Origin of the sequence: Sphingomonas faeni (assembly GCF_040407495.1) — a bacterium.
GTDB lineage: Bacteria > Pseudomonadota > Alphaproteobacteria > Sphingomonadales > Sphingomonadaceae > Sphingomonas > Sphingomonas faeni_D.
In genome coordinates, this window is the sequence record NZ_JAPZPP010000001.1 from 231236 (window position 1) to 249171 (window position 17936).

At 65.8% G+C, this 17936-nt stretch carries 15 protein-coding genes; 9 read left to right on the top strand and 6 right to left on the bottom strand.

Going from position 1 to position 17936, the window contains the following annotated elements; translation table 11 throughout:
• Nucleotides 1–112 precede the first annotated feature (112 nt).
• Both O6W96_RS01180 and O6W96_RS01185 read left to right on the top strand, forming a co-directional pair.
• Nucleotides 113–2485: an FdhF/YdeP family oxidoreductase gene (locus O6W96_RS01180; protein ID WP_353467864.1), complete on the top strand. Its 2373-nt coding sequence runs from the start codon at nt 113–115 to the stop codon at nt 2483–2485.
• Nucleotides 2482–3270: a formate/nitrite transporter family protein gene (locus O6W96_RS01185; RefSeq protein WP_353467865.1), complete on the top strand. Its 789-nt coding sequence runs from the start codon at nt 2482–2484 to the stop codon at nt 3268–3270. Before O6W96_RS01180 ends, O6W96_RS01185 begins: the two co-directional genes overlap by 4 nt.
• A gap of 31 nt (nt 3271–3301) precedes the next feature.
• Here the strand turns inward: O6W96_RS01185 and fdhD are convergent, their stop codons facing one another.
• From fdhD to O6W96_RS01200, 3 genes are read right to left on the bottom strand one after another with little or no spacing between them, the layout of a single operon-like run.
• A complete protein-coding gene (gene fdhD / locus O6W96_RS01190) occupies nt 3302–4093 on the bottom strand; it encodes a formate dehydrogenase accessory sulfurtransferase FdhD (RefSeq protein ID WP_353467866.1) in 792 nt (263 codons plus the stop codon).
• Complete coding sequence (gene mobA / locus O6W96_RS01195; RefSeq protein ID WP_435372176.1) at nt 4090–4635, bottom strand: molybdenum cofactor guanylyltransferase; 546 nt, start codon at nt 4633–4635, stop codon at nt 4090–4092. Before mobA ends, fdhD begins: the two co-directional genes overlap by 4 nt.
• Nucleotides 4602–6890, bottom strand: coding sequence for an FdhF/YdeP family oxidoreductase (locus O6W96_RS01200; protein ID WP_353467868.1), 2289 nt, complete (start codon nt 6888–6890; stop codon nt 4602–4604). Before O6W96_RS01200 ends, mobA begins: the two co-directional genes overlap by 34 nt.
• Before the next feature lie 126 nt (nt 6891–7016).
• Here O6W96_RS01200 and trxB point away from each other — a divergent pair, with 126 nt between their 5' ends.
• Nucleotides 7017–7985, top strand: a complete 969-nt coding sequence (gene trxB, locus O6W96_RS01205) for a thioredoxin-disulfide reductase (protein ID WP_353467869.1) — start codon at nt 7017–7019, stop codon at nt 7983–7985.
• 115 nt (nt 7986–8100) lie between these two features.
• Here trxB and O6W96_RS01210 read toward each other — a convergent pair whose 3' ends face one another.
• From O6W96_RS01210 to O6W96_RS01220, 3 genes are read right to left on the bottom strand one after another with little or no spacing between them, the layout of a single operon-like run.
• A complete protein-coding gene (locus O6W96_RS01210; RefSeq protein ID WP_353467870.1) occupies nt 8101–8877 on the bottom strand; it encodes a hydrolase 1, exosortase A system-associated in 777 nt (258 codons plus the stop codon).
• On the bottom strand, nt 8865–9542 hold the full coding sequence (locus O6W96_RS01215; protein ID WP_353467871.1) for a hypothetical protein: 678 nt from the start codon (nt 9540–9542) through the stop codon (nt 8865–8867). Before O6W96_RS01215 ends, O6W96_RS01210 begins: the two co-directional genes overlap by 13 nt.
• Before the next feature lie 29 nt (nt 9543–9571).
• Nucleotides 9572–9850, bottom strand: a complete 279-nt coding sequence (locus O6W96_RS01220) for an acyl carrier protein (RefSeq protein ID WP_093397165.1) — start codon at nt 9848–9850, stop codon at nt 9572–9574.
• A gap of 93 nt (nt 9851–9943) precedes the next feature.
• On the opposite strand from O6W96_RS01220, the gene O6W96_RS01225 reads away from it, so the two are divergent.
• The 6 genes from O6W96_RS01225 (at nt 9944) to O6W96_RS01250 (ending at nt 17924) form a co-directional block, all read left to right on the top strand.
• The gene (locus O6W96_RS01225; RefSeq protein WP_353467872.1) at nt 9944–11581 is read left to right on the top strand and encodes an acyl-CoA ligase (AMP-forming), exosortase A system-associated; all 1638 of its coding nucleotides are present in this window, start codon (nt 9944–9946) and stop codon (nt 11579–11581) included.
• Nucleotides 11578–12804, top strand: a complete 1227-nt coding sequence (locus O6W96_RS01230) for a pyridoxal-dependent decarboxylase, exosortase A system-associated (protein ID WP_353467873.1) — start codon at nt 11578–11580, stop codon at nt 12802–12804. Before O6W96_RS01225 ends, O6W96_RS01230 begins: the two co-directional genes overlap by 4 nt.
• A 161-nt stretch (nt 12805–12965) precedes the next feature.
• Nucleotides 12966–13610, top strand: a complete 645-nt coding sequence (locus O6W96_RS01235) for an XrtA/PEP-CTERM system exopolysaccharide export protein (protein ID WP_353467874.1) — start codon at nt 12966–12968, stop codon at nt 13608–13610.
• 10 nt (nt 13611–13620) lie between these two features.
• Nucleotides 13621–15144, top strand: a complete 1524-nt coding sequence (locus O6W96_RS01240) for an XrtA system polysaccharide chain length determinant (RefSeq protein ID WP_353467875.1) — start codon at nt 13621–13623, stop codon at nt 15142–15144.
• Between the two features lie 6 nt (nt 15145–15150).
• On the top strand, nt 15151–16203 hold the full coding sequence (locus tag O6W96_RS01245; protein WP_353467876.1) for an AAA family ATPase: 1053 nt from the start codon (nt 15151–15153) through the stop codon (nt 16201–16203).
• Nucleotides 16203–17924 (top strand): hypothetical protein, encoded by a 1722-nt coding sequence (locus tag O6W96_RS01250; RefSeq protein ID WP_353467878.1) that lies wholly within the window; start codon nt 16203–16205, stop codon nt 17922–17924. Before O6W96_RS01245 ends, O6W96_RS01250 begins: the two co-directional genes overlap by 1 nt.
• The last annotated feature ends 12 nt before the right edge of the window (nt 17925–17936 follow it).

Consider the following 17936-nt stretch of genomic DNA (forward strand, 5'->3'; position numbering starts at 1 on the left):
GAAACTCGTCTTCGCAATCGCAAAATGCGCTTCTATTGCCTTGGGTTAATGGTCAGCCAGTGTGCCGCATCTCGGGCGCACGCGTCGGCCCGGCCGTTCGGGAGATACGAGTATGCGCGACAAACGCCCTGATGGGATCGCCGATTACACGGGTCCGGCTGGTGGCTGGGGCGCGCTGAAGGCGGTCGCCGTCTCGCTCAAGGCGCAGCAGATCGTCGTGCGCGGCGGTCAGACGCTGCTCAAATCGAACCAGCCCGACGGCTTCGATTGCCCGAGCTGCGCATGGCCCGACCCGAAACATACCTCCTCCTTCGAATTCTGCGAGAACGGCGCGAAGGCCGTCGCATGGGAATCCACCGCCAAGACGATCGGCGCCGACTTCTTCGCCGCGCACAGCGTGTCCGACATCTGGAAGCAGAGCGATCACTGGATCGAGGACCAGGGCCGCGTCACCGAGCCGCTACGCTACAACGCCGCCACCGATCACTATGAGGTCGTGAGCTGGGCGGATGCCATGCGCGAGATCGGCGCGGGCCTCGCCGCCGTCCCCGATCCCAACCAGGCCGAGTTCTACACGTCGGGCCGCTGCTCGAACGAGGCGGCGTTCCTGTTCCAGCTGTTCGTGCGGCTGTACGGCACCAACAACTTCCCCGACTGCTCGAACATGTGCCACGAGGCGACCTCGGTCGGCCTGCCGAAGTCGATCGGTATCGGCAAGGGCACCGTCAGCCTCGAGGATTTCGACCACGCCGACCTGATCCTGTCGATCGGCCACAACCCCGGCACCAATCATCCCCGCATGATGGCGACGTTGCGCGAAGTGTCGAAGCGCGGTGGCAAGATCATCGTCTTCAACCCGCTCAAGGAACGTTCGCTCGAACGCTTCGAATCGCCGCAGTCGGTGGTCGAGATGGCGACGATGTCGGCAACCCCGATCGCGAGCAGCTATTACCAGGTGAAGGTCGGCGGCGACGCGGCCGCGCTGAAGGGCATCGCCAAGGCGCTCGTCGCACTCGACGAGGCGGCCAAGGTGTCCGGTGGCGAGCGCGCGCTCGATCACGCGTTCATCGCCGAGCATACCGCGGGCCTCGACGAGTATATCGCCGATCTCGCGACGACCGAATGGGCGGATATCGAACGCTCCAGCGGCCTTTCGCGCAGCGATCTCGAGGAAGTCGCGCTCGCCTATTCGAAGTCGAAGTCGACGATCTGCTGCTACGGCATGGGCGTCACGCAGCACCGCACCGGCACGACCAACGTCCAGCAGATCGCGAACCTGCTCCTGCTCCGCGGCAACATGGGCCGGCCAGGCGCGGGCATCTGCCCGCTGCGGGGCCACAGCAACGTCCAGGGCGACCGAACCGTCGGCATCACCGAGCGCCCGATGCCCTTGCTGCTCGACAACATGCGCGACGTGTTCGGGTTCGAACCACCCCGGGAGCATGGTCATTCGGTGGTCGAGAGCATCGCGTCGATGCGCGACGGCCATGCGAAGGCGATCGTCTGCCTCGGCGGCAACCTCGCCATCGCCTCGTCCGATCCGCAGGCGTGCGCGGAGGGATTCCGCAACCTCGATCTCGCGGTCCACATCACCACCAAGCTCAATCGCACGCAGTTGCTGATGGCGAAGGCAACGTATGTATTGCCGTGTCTCGGCCGGACCGAACTCGACATGCAGGCGACCGGCCAGCAGTCGGTCACGGTCGAGGACTCGATGTCGATGGTCCACGCCTCGCGTGGCTTCCTGATGCCGCCGGGCGACAACGTGAAGTCGGAGATCTGGATCGTCGGCGAGATCGCCAAGTCGACCTTCGCCGCCAAGGGCCGCGCGCCGGTCGAGATCGACTGGGACGCCTATGTCGGCGACTACAGCCTGATCCGCGACAAGATCGAGGCGGTGTTCCCCGCGTTCGCTGACTACAATGCCCGTATCCGCAAGCCGGGCGGCTTTCACCTGCCGAACTCGGCGGCGATGCGCGAGTGGAAGACGGACAGCGGCAAGGCCAACTTCCTCGTCACCAAGGGCGTCGCAGAGGACGAAGGCGCCGGCGATCCGACCGTGCTACGCCTGACGACGCTGCGCGCGCACGATCAGTACAACACCACCGTCTACAGCCTCGACGACCGTTATCGCGGCGTGTTCGGCCGCCGCGACATCCTGTTCATGAACGAGCGCGACATGGCGCGGCTTGGGCACAAGGAAGGCGACGTCGTCGACATCGCCACCGCGCTGCAGTTCGCACGGCCCGACCGTGTCGTGCAGAAGCTGATGCTGGTCCGCTACGCGCTGCCAGATGGCTGCGTCGCCTCCTATTACCCCGAGACGCAGCCGTTGATCGCACTCGAGGATCACGATCCGCAGAGCTTCACCCCGTCCTACAAATCCATCCCGGTGACCGTCCGTCCCGCCGCCGCCGACATGGGTTCGGACCGCGGCGTGGTGCGCGCGGGGATCGTCGGCCAGCAGAGCAAAGTACACGCATGAGCACCGGTTATTCGTCGACGATCGACACCTATGCGACCCTCGCGGCGACCAAGGCGGAGGCACTGCGGCGTTCTCCCGCGGGGTTCTTTGCGGGCGCGATCCTTGCAGGCACGTACATCGGCATCGCGATGATCCTCGCGCTCAGTACGGGGTCGGGCCTCGAACCCGGCGTGCGACCCTTGGTGATGGGCGCGACCTTCGGGCTCGGGCTGATCCTGACTGTGTTCGCCGGCGCCGAGCTCTTCACGGGCTACGTGATGTATCTCGGCTTCGGCCTGGCAAAGCGGACGATCACGGCCGCAGAAGCCGTGAAGCTGACCATCGTTGTATGGGTCGGTAACCTGATCGGTGGATTAGTCCTGTCGGCAGTGTTCGCGGCTGGCGGCGGCGGCGCGGTGTTCGCCAACGCGGACACGATGTTCCACGTCTATGTCCAGCACAAGGTCGAGGCGAGTGCGGTCGCGCTGCTGGCGCGTGCGATCCTGTGCAACTGGCTCGTGTGCCTCGCGATCTGGACCGCGGCCCGGATGACGAGCGATGCGGCGAAGTGCATCGCGATGGCGTGGATACTGCTCGCCTTCGTCGCGGCCGGGTTCGAGCACTCGGTCGCCAACATGACGGCCCTGACGCTTGGTCTGATGGTGCCCAACCCGTCGATCGATATCGCCGGCATGGTCCGCAATCTTGCGATCGTTAGCGTCGGCAACATCATCGGCGGGCTGGTGTTCGTCGTCGGCGGCTACCTCGCCGCGGCAAAGACCGACGCGGTTCTCGTCGCGAAATAAGCGATCCTTCGCCTGGCTGTACCATCCGCAGCTAGGCGAAGACGTTCCACGGATCGTTGACCACCAGGATCGCGTCGCTGCGGGCAAGCGCCAGCAGCGTCAGGCCGTGCTCGCGAGCATGATCGATCGCAAGGCTGGTCGGGGCGGAGATCCCCACCAGCATCGGCGCACCGGCGATCAGCGCCTTGTCGACCATCTCGAAACTGATCCGCGACGTGACGAGGATGAAGCCGTCGATCGATTGCCCGCTGATCGCGATGCCGCCGACGAGCTTGTCGAGCGCATTGTGACGGCCGACGTCTTCATACGCCGCAACGATCCGACCCTCGCGGTCGCAGGCGGCGGCGGCATGGATCGCGCCTGTAGCCGCGTTGAGAGGCTGGTGAGCGCGCAGGCCACCCAGCGCGGCGAACAGGGCCTCGACAGGCGTGTCGGGCTTCGGCGGCGTCCGCGGGACCGGTTTGCGGAGCTGTTCGAGCCCGGAGATCCCGCACAGCCCGCAACTCGTGTCGCTGGTCCGGTGGCGGACGCGGTCGTGGATGCGGCCTTTGCAGCGATCGGAAAGCCCGACACGGACGATCCAGCCTGCCTCCGCCTCGAAGATATCGATGTCGCGCACGTCGTCGGCGCTGTCGGCGAGCCGCTCGGTCAACAGGAAGCCGGTCGTGAATTCGGTCAGGTCGGCGGGCGTCATCATCATCACCGCATAACCAAGCCCGTCGATCTCGATCGCGACGGGCACTTCGATCGCGATGGCGCGCTCGCCCACGGTAATCGAATCAGGCCGCAGGATCTTGATCGCCTCGTTGCGCGACGTGGTCATAAGGTATCAAGGTCCTGCGGCGTGTTGACGTTCGGGATAGGCGCGCCCGCCGGGATCGGGATAGCCCCGATCGCCTCCGCCCAACCGCGCACCGAGCGCCGCGGCACGGTCTCGATATGGGTCAGCAAATTGCCGAGCAGACCCGTCTCCCAATGCCCGAGCACCGGAGCGTCGGGGCAGTAGGTGGAGGCACGACGGGATAGCGCCGTAAGCAACCCGTCTGGCAACCATGGCATGTCGCACGCGATCGTCAGCACCGACGTGAAGCCCCGCGACGCTGCGTAATCGAGCGCGCCCGCGATGCCCCCCAATGGCCCAATCTCCGCCCTCGGCAAGTCAGGGACCGCCCCATCGCGCCCCGCAATCACCGCGGCCTCGACGTGAGGCGCAAGCAGGGCGCGCGCATGCTCTGCCAACGCACGCCCGTCCAACACCGCCATCGCCTTGTCGGACCCGAAGCGAGACGACCGTCCGCCCGCCAGTACGACGCCTAGAATGCGCTGCTCGGTCAGCGCGTCTTCTCGATCCGAACCGGCACCGATTTTGCTGCCGGAACATGGCTTTCGCGGGCATGGTGAGCAACCGGTATGAGCAAATTGCACTCGGGATAGTACGCGCCGAGGCAGCCCTGGGGGATCGCGTATTCGACCACGCGCAGCTTGTTCAGGCGACGGTCCGAATTGTCGCCTGCGTCACCGACCAGATCGACGTCGTCGCCATCGGTGATCCCCATCCGGATCATGTCGCTGCGGTTCATGAACACAATGTCGCGCGTACCCTTCACGCCGCGGAAACGGTCGTGATAGCCGTATACGGTCGTGTTGAACTGGTCGTTCGACCGCAGCGTCATCAGCCGGAAGCGGCCCTCCGCCTCCTCGAACCCGGTGACGTTCAGCGCCTGCGGCACGTTGATCTCCGCCTTGCCGCTCTTCGTCTTCCACTCGCGGTGCGCCGCGGGCACGCCCTTCCAGAAGCCACCGGGCGTGAACATCTGGTCGTTGAAGTTCTTGAACAGGTCCGGATACGTCACCTCGATCGCATCGCGAACGCGCGCATAATCGCGCACCCACGCATCCCAATCGAGCTTCGGATTGGGCGCCAGCGTCGCCTTCGCGATACCCGCGACGATCGCCGGTTCGGACAGCAGCGTCTCGGCGGCAGGCGTTGCCTTGCCCTTCGAGCCGTAGATCTGGCTGAACGAATCCTCGATCGACACGCTCTGCGGCCCGGTGCCCTGCATGTCGGTCTCGATCCGGCCCAGGCAGGGGAGCAGATACGACGTCTCGCCAGGCAGCAGGTGCGAGCGATTGAGCTTGGTGGCGATATGCACCGTCAGGTCCAGCGCGCGCCACTTCGGCTCCATCCGCGCATGATCGGGGATCGCGCGCACGAAATTGCCGCCCAGACCGACGAACGCCTGCGCGCTGCCATCGAGCACCGCTTCGCACGCCTCTACCGTATCCCAACCCTTCTCGCGCGGCGGCTCGAAGCCGTATTGCTCGGCAAGCTTGTCGAGCGGCGCGAGTTCGGGCTTCTCGGTGATGCCCACGGTCCGCTGGCCCTGTACGTTCGAGTGACCACGGACCGGCCCCATGCCCGCGCCGGGCTTGCCGATATTCCCACGCAGCAGCATCAGATTGACGAGCATGTGCACGTTGTCGATCCCGCCGACATGCTGGGTCAGCCCCATGCCGTACACAGCGATCACCGCCTTCGACTTCGCATAAACCTTCGCCGCCGCCTCGATCTCGGTACGGGGCAAGCCGCTCTCATGCTCGATCGTCGCCCACTCGGTCGCGCGCGCGACCTCAGCGAACGCCTCGAACCCGGTCGTGTGCTCGGCAAGGAACGCATGATCGAGCACGGGCAGGCCGTTGATCCGCTTGGCGTTGTCGTCAGCTTCGATCAGATATTTGCACATCCCCATGATCGCGCCGACGTCACCGCCGGTCTTCAACTGATGATATTGCGAGGCGATCGGCGTCGATTTGCCCGACACCATTTCGATCGGGTTCTGCGGATCCTGGAATTTTTCCAGCCCGCGCTCCTTGAGCGGATTGAACACCACGATCTCGACGCCGCGCTTCGCACAATCGCGCAAAGGATGCAGGAACCGCGGGCTGTTCGTTCCGGGATTTTGCCCGAAATAGAAGATCGCGTCGCACTTCTCATAGTCCGACAGGTGGATCGTGCCGACCGCCGAACCAATCGCCGACTTCAGCCCGACCGAGGTCGTCTCGTGGCACATGTTCGAGCTGTCGGGCAGGTTCTGGCTGCCATACATTCGCGCGAGCAGGCTATACATGTACGACGTCTCGAGGCTGGCGCGGCCCGACGCGTAGAAGATGACCTTGGTCGGATCATAGGTCTTCAGCTTGGCGCCAATGCCCGCGAACGCCTCGTCCCAGCTACAAGCCGCATACTTGTCGGTCGCGGCATCATATTTGAGCGGGTGCGTAAGCCGCCCGGCCTGTTCGAGATCGTAATCCTTCCAGCCGATCAGTTCGCTGACCGTATGCTCATCGAAGAACGCAGGCGTCACCCGGAACGAGGTCAGCTCCCACGCCGTCGCCTTCGCGCCATTCTCGCAGAACTCCGCGACATGCGGATGCGCGGGCTTGCCCCACGCGCAGCTCACGCACGCAAAGCCATCCGGCTTGTTCTGGCGGGCCAGTTCACGGATCACTTCCGGGCCGACCTTCTCGCGCGCGGAAATTTCGACGAGCGACTTCATCGAGCCCCAGCCGCCTGCTGGTGCGGTGTAATCCTCGATCTCTACGGTCCGGTCGTCGCTCATGCTCATCTCCGCTTTTATCGTCCAACGCAGTGGCAAAGCTTTCGATGCAGGCGACACAGATTTACCGGCGGTTCAAATCCGCCCGCGCATCCCCTAGATGCAGTCTCGAATCTCCAAGGAACTCCGATGACGACGCACACGACCCGCATGCTTATCCTCGGCTCGGGCCCCGCCGGGCTCTCCGCCGCGATCTATGGCGCGCGTGCCGGGATGGCGCCGATCGTCGTGCAGGGCATCCAGCCCGGTGGCCAGTTGACCACGACCACCGACGTCGAGAACTATCCCGGCTTCAAGGACGTGATCCAGGGTCCGTGGCTGATGGAGCAGATGCAGGCGCAGGCCGAGCATGTCGGCACGCGGATGATGTGGGACACCATCGTGCAGGTCGACCTGACCAGCCGCCCGTTCCGCCTGATCGGCGACAGCGGCGACGTGTATGAGGGCGATACGCTGGTGATCGCGACCGGTGCGCAGGCGAAGTGGCTTGGCATCGACAGTGAGGAGCCGATGAAGGGCAAGGGCGTCAGCGCCTGCGCGACGTGCGACGGGTTTTTCTACCGCGGCAAGAAGGTCGCCGTCATCGGCGGCGGCAACACGGCGGTCGAGGAGGCGCTGTACCTCACCAACCATTCGCCCGACGTGACGCTGATCCACCGCCGCGATTCGCTGCGTTCGGAGAAGATCCTCCAGGAACGCCTGTTCGCGCACAAGGGCGTGACGGTGCTCTGGAACAAGGAGGTTCGCGAGTTCGTCGACGGCGGCGGCAATGCGGGTCTGGTCGCGCTTGAGCTCGAGGACACGGTGACCGGCGAGCGCTCGCGGCTCGCGGTTGATGGCGGGTTCGTGGCGATCGGGCATCACCCGGCGACCGAGCTGTTCCGGGGCCATATCGACCTCGATCCGGACGGGTACATTTCGGTCGAGACCGGTTCGACGCGGACCAGCGTCGAGGGCGTGTTCGCGTGCGGGGACGTGGCGGACAAGGTGTATCGGCAGGCGGTGACGGCGGCGGGGACGGGCTGCATGGCGGCGCTGGATGCCGAGCGCTTCCTGGCGGCGGCCGAGTTTGCGGAGCTGGCCGAAGCCGCGGAATAACGCCCGCGTCCTTCGTCATCGTCATCGTCATCGTCATCCTGACGAAAATCAGGATCCAGGTTTCCAAACGATAGCGGTTATGGCTCTGGTCCTGCGTTCATCAGGACCAGAGCAGCTACTCCTGATCGATCACGTCGGCGATCGCGGCGTGGAGCGCTGCGGCGTTCTCCGCCCCGGCAAAACTATGTGACGCCGTGTCGAACCGCTTCACTTTCGCGCCACCGCGATACCGTGCGGCAAAGGCAATCGCGGTCGCGTCGCCAGTCGCAAGTACGATGGCGGCGGCGTCTTGCCAGCCGTCAAGTGCGGCCAAGACGTTGGTCGTTAGTGAAGTACGCTCTTCAGCCTTGGCGGTCACAACCCTTTTCAAGCCTCTGAGAAGCTTGGTAAAGCTGACCTTCCCTTTCAGCGCGCGTCCCCAGGTTGCGGGGTCGCGTAGCGCGCTGTGATAGCGGGCCCGGATTGCGGCGGCGGGGGGGAGGTCGTCGATCGGTTGCACGACCCAGGGGTTGGCCACGATGATCCGGTCGATTCCCGCCGATCGTCCGAACAGCGCGAGCGTGCTGGCCGCGTCGCAATTGCCGAAGCCGACCAATCGGGTGACCCTGGGTGCCGCGCGGCGGAACGCGGCGGCGGCTGCGATCAGGTCAGGTTCGGCGCTCAGGAAGCCCTTATTTTCGCCCGTCGAGTCTCCCACGCCGCGGCGGTCGTAACGGAACACGGGTATGCCAGCGGCGGCCAGTCGATGCGCCAGCATCGCCATCCCGCGATGTGCACCGCTACGGATTTCACTGCCGCCGGACACGATGAGCAATCCTGTAGACCCGTCTGCCTCGTCCAGCGTCGCGGCAAGGCTTTCGCCTTCGCAAGCGAACGCGATCAGCTTTCGCACGATGCAATCCAGTGTGATATGTCGTCGGCAAGTATCTGAGATAGTGCAGTATCATTGTTGGGCTCTGACCGGCGCCAAAGCGGCGATGCCGCATATTTTACGTCTGCATCGCGCGGGTCGGATTCGAGCCTGACAATGCGCAGGGGGCCCGCTCCAGCATAGGATTTGGCGGCGTGGAGGTCGGCCAGCATTTCGCGGGACAGCGTGTTGCCCGCATACTCGGTTTCGTTGGCGGGAGCGGACCGGGACGTCGCTCGCGTGCGATCCAACTCGCGCAACAGATCTTCGCCGGTTTGCGCGGATAGCTGCCATCGTCCGGCGAGGGCCGCGTCGGTATCGAAAAGCGCGCCGCTTCTTATCGAGATGCCGTAGGTGTTTCGGCCAAGTTCTTGAGTAAGCTCGGTATAGGCTGTCCGCTGGTCGCGGAGGCGGGCTTCGCCGGTGACGACGATGCTCTCGCCGGTGCCGGGGAGATCGGGGAGCACGCTGCCGATCCCATGATCCGCAAGTTCACGTAAAATCGTGACGAGGAACTGCCGGGTGCGGTTCGCCTCCTCGAACAGCGGAAGGGCGGCGATGACGATCGGGCCGGCGTTGGGGCCAAACCGCAGCATCGCTTCGCGGCCGCTGCTCCAGTCATAGGTATCGAAGCGCAGGGCGGTCATCCCGGGTGAGGCTAAACCCCCCGTTAAGGCTAGACCAGTGCCTTGCTGGCGGCAAACTGGACGAGCGCGCCGAACGTCTCGAGCATCTCGCCGTCGATCTCGTCGTCCTCGATCAGGATCCCGAGGCGGTCTTCGAGTTCGGTCAGCACACTCGCCACCGCCATCGAATCGAGTTCTGGCAGCGCGCCGAACAGCGGTGTGTCGGCGGTGAACGCGGCGACGCGGTCGGCGCTGAGACCGAGAATATCGGCGAGGACGGCGCGTACCGTCGTTTCGACTTGGGAAGTGCCTTCGAAGATCACGAGCATCGCCTGAACGGTTAGGAACCCGGTCCCGCTAGCGTGTGGGGGTGAATTCGGCAACGGGTTCGCGCTAACGGGGCTTGGCGCTATTAGGGGCGCATGATCGCGCTCGACCCCAAGCCGTACCCTATCGACCACATCGCCCTGCGTGGTGCGCCGGATGCCGTCGCGCTGGTCGACAAGGCGGGGGCGATGACGTTTGCCGAGCTTGAGGCGGGGGTCGGTGCATTGGCGGGGTGGCTGGCGAGTCAGGGGCTGTCAGCGGGGGACAGGGTAGCGACGTGGTTGCCAAAGACGCGCATCGCCTGCCTGATGCCGCTCGCGGCGGCGCGGGCAGGGCTGGTGCATGTGCCGGTCAACCCACTGCTCCGGCGAGCGCAAGTCGCGCATATCCTGGGGGATAGCGGCGCTCGCCTACTGGTGACCCAAAGCGTGCGGGCCGGGACGCTAAACGATGGCGACGTACCGGATGGCTGCGCGATCGTAGACGAGACGGAGCTACTCTCGTTCCCTCGCGAACACGGGGGCCCAGGATTGCAGAGCGCGACGCCCGTGATTCCTGGCCCTCCGCCTCCGCGGGGGAACGGAATGATGGGTCCCTCCGACGCCGACCCCGATACCCTGGCCGCGATCCTCTACACGTCCGGCTCCACCGGCCGGCCGAAAGGCGTGATGCTAAGCCACGCAAACCTGTGGCTCGGCGCGATCTCCGTCGCGCACTATCTAAAGCTGGAGCCGGAAGACCGCGTACTCGGCGTACTCCCCTTGTCGTTCGACTACGGTCAGAACCAGCTGTTCTCCACATGGGCGGCAGGCGCGTCGGTAGCGCCGCTCGACTACCTCGTCGCACGCGACGTGGTGAAGGCGGTCGAGCGGGTCGGGGCGACGACTTTGGCGGGCGTGCCGCCTCTGTGGGTCCAGTTGCTGGAAGCGGAGTGGCCGATGGAAACCGCCGCTCGGCTGCAGCGCCTGACCAACTCCGGTGGCGCACTGACGCCACGACTCGTGCGAGTCCTGCGCGAGCGGTTCCCGGCGGCGAAGGTGTACGCGATGTACGGACTGACCGAGGCGTTCCGGTCGACCTATCTCGACCCGGCGCTGATCGATACGCACCCCGACGCGATGGGGCGAGCGATCCCGTTCGCCGAGGTTTCGGTGGTAAAACCCGACGGCACGCGCGCCGCGCCGGGTGAGGCGGGAGAACTCGTGCATGCCGGGCCGCTGGTGGCGCAAGGCTATTGGCAGGACGCGGAGCGCACCGCGCAGCGCTTTCGGCCGGCGCCTGACGGCAATGGCATGGCGGTGTGGTCGGGGGATACCGTTGTCGAGGGCGAGGACGGTTTGCTGCGGTTCGTCGGGCGCGACGACGAGATGATCAAGAGCGCGGGGAACCGGATCAGTCCGCTCGAGGTCGAGGAAGCTGTGCTGGCGGGGGGCGAAGCGCGGGAGGCGGTCGCGGTCGGCGTGCCGGACGCGCGATTGGGGCAGGCGATCGTGGTGATGCTGGCTGGAGACGCGGGCGACGAAGCCGCATTGCGGGCCAGATTGCGGACAGCCTTGCCGAGCTTCATGCAGCCGGGTGAATATCTGTGGCGGGACGAATTGCCGCGGAATGCCAATGGGAAGCTGGACAGGTCTGCCATTGCTACCGAGATAAAGGGATCTTCCACCGCGAAGGCAGAGGAGCAGTCTGGGCCAACGCCTTCGCCGGGGAACACGGAAGGACGCGCGTCATGAAACCGATGGGTGCTCTGCCTCCCGAGTTTGCCGTGCAGTCTGGCGCGTTGCTCATTGCCGGCCGGTCCGCCGACGACTGGGCTGCGCAGGCCGGCGACACGCCGCTGTTCGTCTACGACCTGGCGATCGTCGCCGCGCGCATTGCACGCTTCAGGGCAGCGATGCCGGCGATCGATCTGCATTATGCGATCAAGGCCAATCCGCATGCCGACCTGCTGACCGCGATCGCGCCGCTGGTCGACGGGCTCGACGTCGCCTCGTCGGGCGAACTCGCCAAGGCGCTGATCGTCAAACCTGCCGCGTCGATCAGCTTTGCCGGGCCGGGCAAGCGTGATGACGAACTCACGGCCGCGATCACCGCTGGCGCCACGCTCAACGTCGAATCGGAAGGCGAAGCCGCGCGGGCGTTCGCGATCGGCGACCGGCTCGGTGTTGCGCCACGCATGGCGGTGCGGGTGAATCCCGATATCGAACTTCGCGGCTCGGGCATGCGCATGGGTGGACGGGCGTCGCCGTTCGGGGTCGATGCGGTACGCGCCGCGGCCCTAGTGAAGGCAATCGTCGATACCGGCGCCGACTGGCGCGGCTTTCACATCTACGCCGGCAGCCAAGCGCTCGATCCCGGTGCGATCATCGAGACGCAGGCTGCGACGATCGCGCTCGCCGCGCGGTTGGCGGACGAGACCGGCGCCGCGCCGCCGCTCGTCAACCTCGGCGGCGGGTTCGGCGTGCCGTATTTCGCTGGCGATGTGGCGCTGGATATCGAGGGTGTGGGCGCCGCACTGGCGGACGCGCTCGCGTCGCGTCCGGCGATCCTGACAGATACAAGGTTCGCAATCGAACTCGGGCGTTGGCTCGTCGCCGAAGCCGGCGTCTATCTCACCCGCGTCATCGACATAAAGCAAAGCCAGGGCGAAACCTTCGTCATCGTCGATGGCGGGCTCAACCACCAGCTCGCCGCCAGCGGCAATTTCGGTACCGTTGTCCGCCGCAACTACCCGATCGCGGTCGCTGCACGGATGGGCGGGAACGCGACGGACACCGTCTCCGTCGTCGGCCCGCTCTGCACCCCGCTCGACCGCCTCGGCGACAAGATCGCGCTGCCGACGGTAGAGGTCGGCGATCTGATCGCGATCTTCATGGCCGGTGCCTATGGCGCCAGCGCCAGCCCGAGTGCGTTTCTCGGGCATCCACCGGCGATCGAGATCGTTACTGCTCCATAGCCTGCCGGTCCTGCGTCCCGATCTGGGGCCATTGCCGGTCGGGAGCATGGTTACGGGGCGCTCCTAACGCTATCTTCACCTGTTCCTTGCATAGCCGAGGCTGAGTTTAGCCGACCGCCGGGCAACCGACGGCTGGTATGGCGCCAGGAGAATAAGTGCCCATGCGTTCCGGACCCGTATCGAAATCCCTGCTGACCCTCGGCCTGACCGGCGCGACGCTATCGGCGTGCGCGACCACCGGCAGCCGTCCCGAACTGCCGCCGGCCGCCTATGTCGCGAACCAGGAGCTGCCGGGCGAGGAATACGTCATCGGGCCGCTCGATCAGCTCAATATCTTCGTCTGGCGCAATCCTGAGCTGTCGTCGAAGGTGCAGGTGCGCCCCGACGGCCGGATCACCACGCCGTTGATCAACGACCTGCCTGCGGTCGGCAAGACCCCGGCGATGCTAAGCGACGACATCAAGAAGGCGCTCGCATCCTATATCAAGGATCCGATCGTCTCGGTGATCGTCGAGAATTTCAGCGGGACGTACAGCCAGCAGGTGCGCATCGTCGGCGCGACCGAGAAGCCCGCGTCGATCTCCTACCGCGCCAACATGACGCTGCTCGACGCGATGATCGCGGTCGGCGGGCTCAGCCAATACGCCGCCGGCAACAAGGCGCGGCTGGTCCGCTACGACCGGACCACCGGTAAGCAGACCGAATATGGCCTGCAGATCGGCAATCTCCTCAAGAAGGGCGATTCGTCGGCCAACGTTCGGCTCGAACCGGGCGATGTGATCATCATCCCCGAATCGATGTTCTGAGGCTCGCTGGATGAACGGGATCTACGACGAGGTGCGCATAGCACTGCATGCGATCTGGACGCGGCGCTGGCTGGCGCTGGCGGTGGCGTGGGGCGTGTGCGTGCTCGGCTGGCTGGTCGTCTCGCAGATTCCAAGCCGCTACGAATCGACTGCGCGCGTGTTCGTGCAGATGCAAACGGTGCTGCCCGCCGGGATGGACGGCGTGCCGCAGAGCGTACCGATGACCGTCGATACGATCCGCACGACGCTGATTTCCGCGGTGAACCTCGAAAAGGTTGTGCGCGGCACCGATCTGGCGAACACCGTATCGAGCGACCGCGACGTCGCCGACCGCGTCGCCGCGCTGGCACCGAACATCAAGATCGTGTCGCAGCAGGATAACCTGTTCCAGATCACGACCAGCGCGGCGAGCCCGAAGCTGGCGCGCCAGATCACGCAGAAGCTGATCGACCTGTTCGTCGAGCAGAACCTTGCGGGCGACCGTTCGAAGACGACGCAGAGCCTGACCTTCCTCGATCAGCAGCTCGCATCGCGGCAGAAACAGCTCGCGGATGCCGAGGCCAAGCGTGCCGATTTCCAGAACCGGTATCTCGGCGCGCTGCCGGGCACCGGATCGGTCAGCGACCGGATCGGCGCGGCGCGCTCGCAGATGGCGCAAGTCGATGGCGATCTTGCCGCCGCGCAGTCCAGCCTCGCCGCGGTACAGGGGCAGATGGCGGGAACGCCGGCCACCGTCGCCGGGTCCGCCGGTGTCGTGGGGGCTGCGGGACCGGCGCGTGCGCGGCTCCAGGCGATCCAGGGCCAGCTCGCCGATGCCCGTGCGCGCGGCTATACCGAGAACCATCCCGATGTGGTCGCGCTGAAGAGTCAGCTTGCGGCGGCGACGGCGGCGGCGCGTAGCGAACCGCTTGCCGGGGGCAGCGGCGCCGGTAGTGCGCAGAACCCGCTTTACGCATCGCTTCAGTCGATGGTCGCGGACCGTACCGCGACGGTGGCATCGCTGCGGATCCGGCGAAGCCAGTTGCAGGGCGATCTCGACCTGCTCAACTCGAAGCTGAGCGGCGATCCCGAGGTCGCTGCCGAGCAGGGCTCGATCGACCGCGATTATCAGGTGCTCAAGGACCAGTATGACACGTTGCTGCGGCAGCGCGAACAGACCGCGCTGGTCGGTCAGGCGCAGTCGCAGAGCGATCACGTCAAGTTCAGCGTGATCGATCCGCCGACGATGCCGAGTACGCCGAGCGCGCCTAACCGAATACTGCTACTGACCGGTGTGCTGATCGTCGGACTCGCCGGCGGGATCGGTGCGGCGTTCGCGATGGGGCAGCTGCGGACGACGTTCTCGACCAGCGCGCGGCTCGAAAAGGCGGCGGGGATGCCGGTGATCGGGTCGATCGGCGAAGTCGTGACGCGCGTCCAGTCGAACCAGCGGCGTCGCAAGTTCAAGCTGTTCCTGGGCGGCACTGCCGCGCTGGGCACCGCCTATGTCCTGTTGCTGGGGGTCGAGATCCTTCAGCGCGGGCTGGCGGCATAAGGGGGAATGGCCGTGACGAAACCTGATCGCGAACCCTCGCTGCTCGAGCGCGCAGCCAAGGTGTATGATTTCAGCGCGCATGCCAGGGCACGCGGCGGCGTGCTGCCCGAGGCTCCCGTTGATGAAGCGCCGGTTCGCGCGCCGCCGGTTGCCCTGGCTCGCGCCGTCGCGGTCGAGCCCGCTGCTGACACCGCGTTTGTCGCCCATGTGACGGCGCCTGCGCATGAGTTTACCGACGTGACGTTGCTTGCGATCCCGGAGGAACTGCGCGCGCCGGTCGGCGACGAATTCACCGACGAAGTTTATTACCCCGAGGATTCGGACGATACCGCGCGCATCGATCGCGGGATGCTCGCCGGCAATGGCATGATCGTGCCCGGCGCACCGGTCGGCCCGCTCGCCGAGGAGTTCCGCCTGATCAAGCGCCAGTTGCTGATCGCCAGCGCGCGCATCGCCGAGAGCGACAGCCCGGACAAGGCGCGGATGATCCTGGTCTGCTCGGCGCGTCCCGAGGACGGCAAGACGTTCTGCGCGATCAACCTGGCACTCTCGATCGCCGCCGAGCGCGATACCGAAGTCCTGCTCGTCGATGCCGACGTCGCAAAGCCCGATATCGTCAACCGGCTCGGTATGAGCGACGGCCCTGGGCTGCTGGATGCTCTGAGCGATTCGCGGATCGACGTCGAGGATCTGGTGATCCACACCGACGTGCCGCATCTGGCGATCCTTCCCGCCGGCACCAAGACCGCGATGGATACCGAACTGCTCGCCAGCGCGCGGACCAGGGCGGTGATCGCGCGGCTTCTCGCCGCCAACCCCCGTCGCATCATCATCATCGATTCCCCGCCCGCACTCGCCGCGTCGGCGGCGTCGGTGCTGGCGATGCGCGTCGGCCAGGTGATGCTCGTCGTCCGCGCCGATCGCACGCCGGAAAGCGAACTGCGCGCCGCGGTCAACATCCTCGACGGGTGCGAGCATATCCAGCTCGTCCTGAATGCCGTTTCGTTCGTCCAGGGCGGAGCGCGGTTCGGCAGCTATTATGGCCAGGAGAGCGCGTGATGACCGGGTCGATGAAAAGACTGACGGTGCGCGCAGGCGTGCTGGCCGGTGTGGCGGCCACGGTCGTGATGGCGGGCATGGGAGCCGGCGCTACGCCGGTGATCGCACAGGCGGACGCGCCGCCGCCGCCCACACTTCGGTCATCCGGGTCGGATACGGCGCGCCGCGTCACCATCAACCCGTATGTCGAGGCCAGCCAGACGCTCGCCGCCGACCTCAACGGCGGCGATGTGGTGACCTATACCAGCCTCGCCGCGGGCGTGGATGCCGCGATCCAGACGCAGCGCGTCACGGGGCAGTTGAGCTATCGGTATGAACGCCGGTTCGGCTGGGGCGACCGGCTCGGCGACGACGACGTCCACTCGGGGCTTGCCCGCGTCGACGCCCGCGTGACACGCAACCTGACTCTCGAAGCCGCTGGAATCGCAACGCGCGCCCGCTCGGACATCCGCGGTGCCGCGCCGGGCGTGCTGGTCGGCAACGTCGACAATGTCAGCCAGGTCTATGCGGTCTATGCCGGCCCCAGCTTCACCACCACCGCCGGTCCGGTCGTTTTCGACGCGAACTACCGCTTGGGCTATACCAAGGTTGAGACGCCCACCTTCGGCGACACGACCATCGGCGGGCGGCGGCTCGATTATTACGACGATTCGATCGGCAATACCGCGACCGCGCGCGCATCGGTCGCGCCAGGTCTGGTCGCGCCATTCGGCGTCACGCTCAGCGGCGCGTACGATCGCGAGACCGCCAGCCAACTCAAGCAGCGCTACGAGGGCTATTACGGCCGCGGTGACATCCTCCAGCCGGTGTCGCCCTATGTCGCGCTGACCGCCGGTGTCGGCTACGAGAAGATCGAGACCAGTCAGAAGGACGCGGTCGTCGATGCGACGGGGGTGCCGGTGCTCGATCGCGATGGCCGCTTCGTCACCAACGACGCGTCGCCGCGGCGTATCGCCTACCGGACCGACGGGCTGTATTACGATGCCGGCGTGATCTGGCGGCCCAATCGTCGCACCTCGGTCGAGGGCCATGTTGGCAAGCGCTATGGCTCGCTCAGCTACACCGGCACGGCGACCTACCAGGCCTCCCGGTCGGTCGGTCTCGCGGTCAACGTGTATGACGGCGTCCAGACCTTCGGTCGCCAGCTCCGTACCGGCATCGGTAATCTGCCGACCAGCTTCCTGACCGGCAACCAGCAAGGGTTCGGCCAGCAATTCAACGGCTGCGTGTTCGGCTCCAGCGGCGCGCAGCCCGGCGCCTGCCTCGACGACGTGTTCCAGTCGATCTCGACCGCTAGCTACCGCGCCCGCGGGATCGATGGCGTGATCGTCGCGACCCGCGGTCGATCGACCTGGGGAGCAGGGGCCGGCTATGCCAACCGCAAGCTGTATTCGCCGAACGTCGCACCGGGCCTGGTCGTCACCGGTCTCGAGGACCAGAGCTATTACGGCCAGCTGTTCTACGCGCGCACCCTGACGCAGGTCTCGGGCGTTAATGCAGATCTATTCGTCAACTACTACGATCCCGGCGTGCCCAACATCGCGGCAGCGGACGTATCGGGCGACGACGGCGTCTGGTCGTATGGTGCGACCGGAACGTATTACCACAATTTCGGACGGCTCGGTACGACCGCGTCGCTCGGACTTTACAGCTTCAAGGTCGGTGACCTCGACAGCGACTGGTCGGCGCAGGCGCTGATCGGCGCGCGATATCAGTTCTGAAGGCGAGAGCAG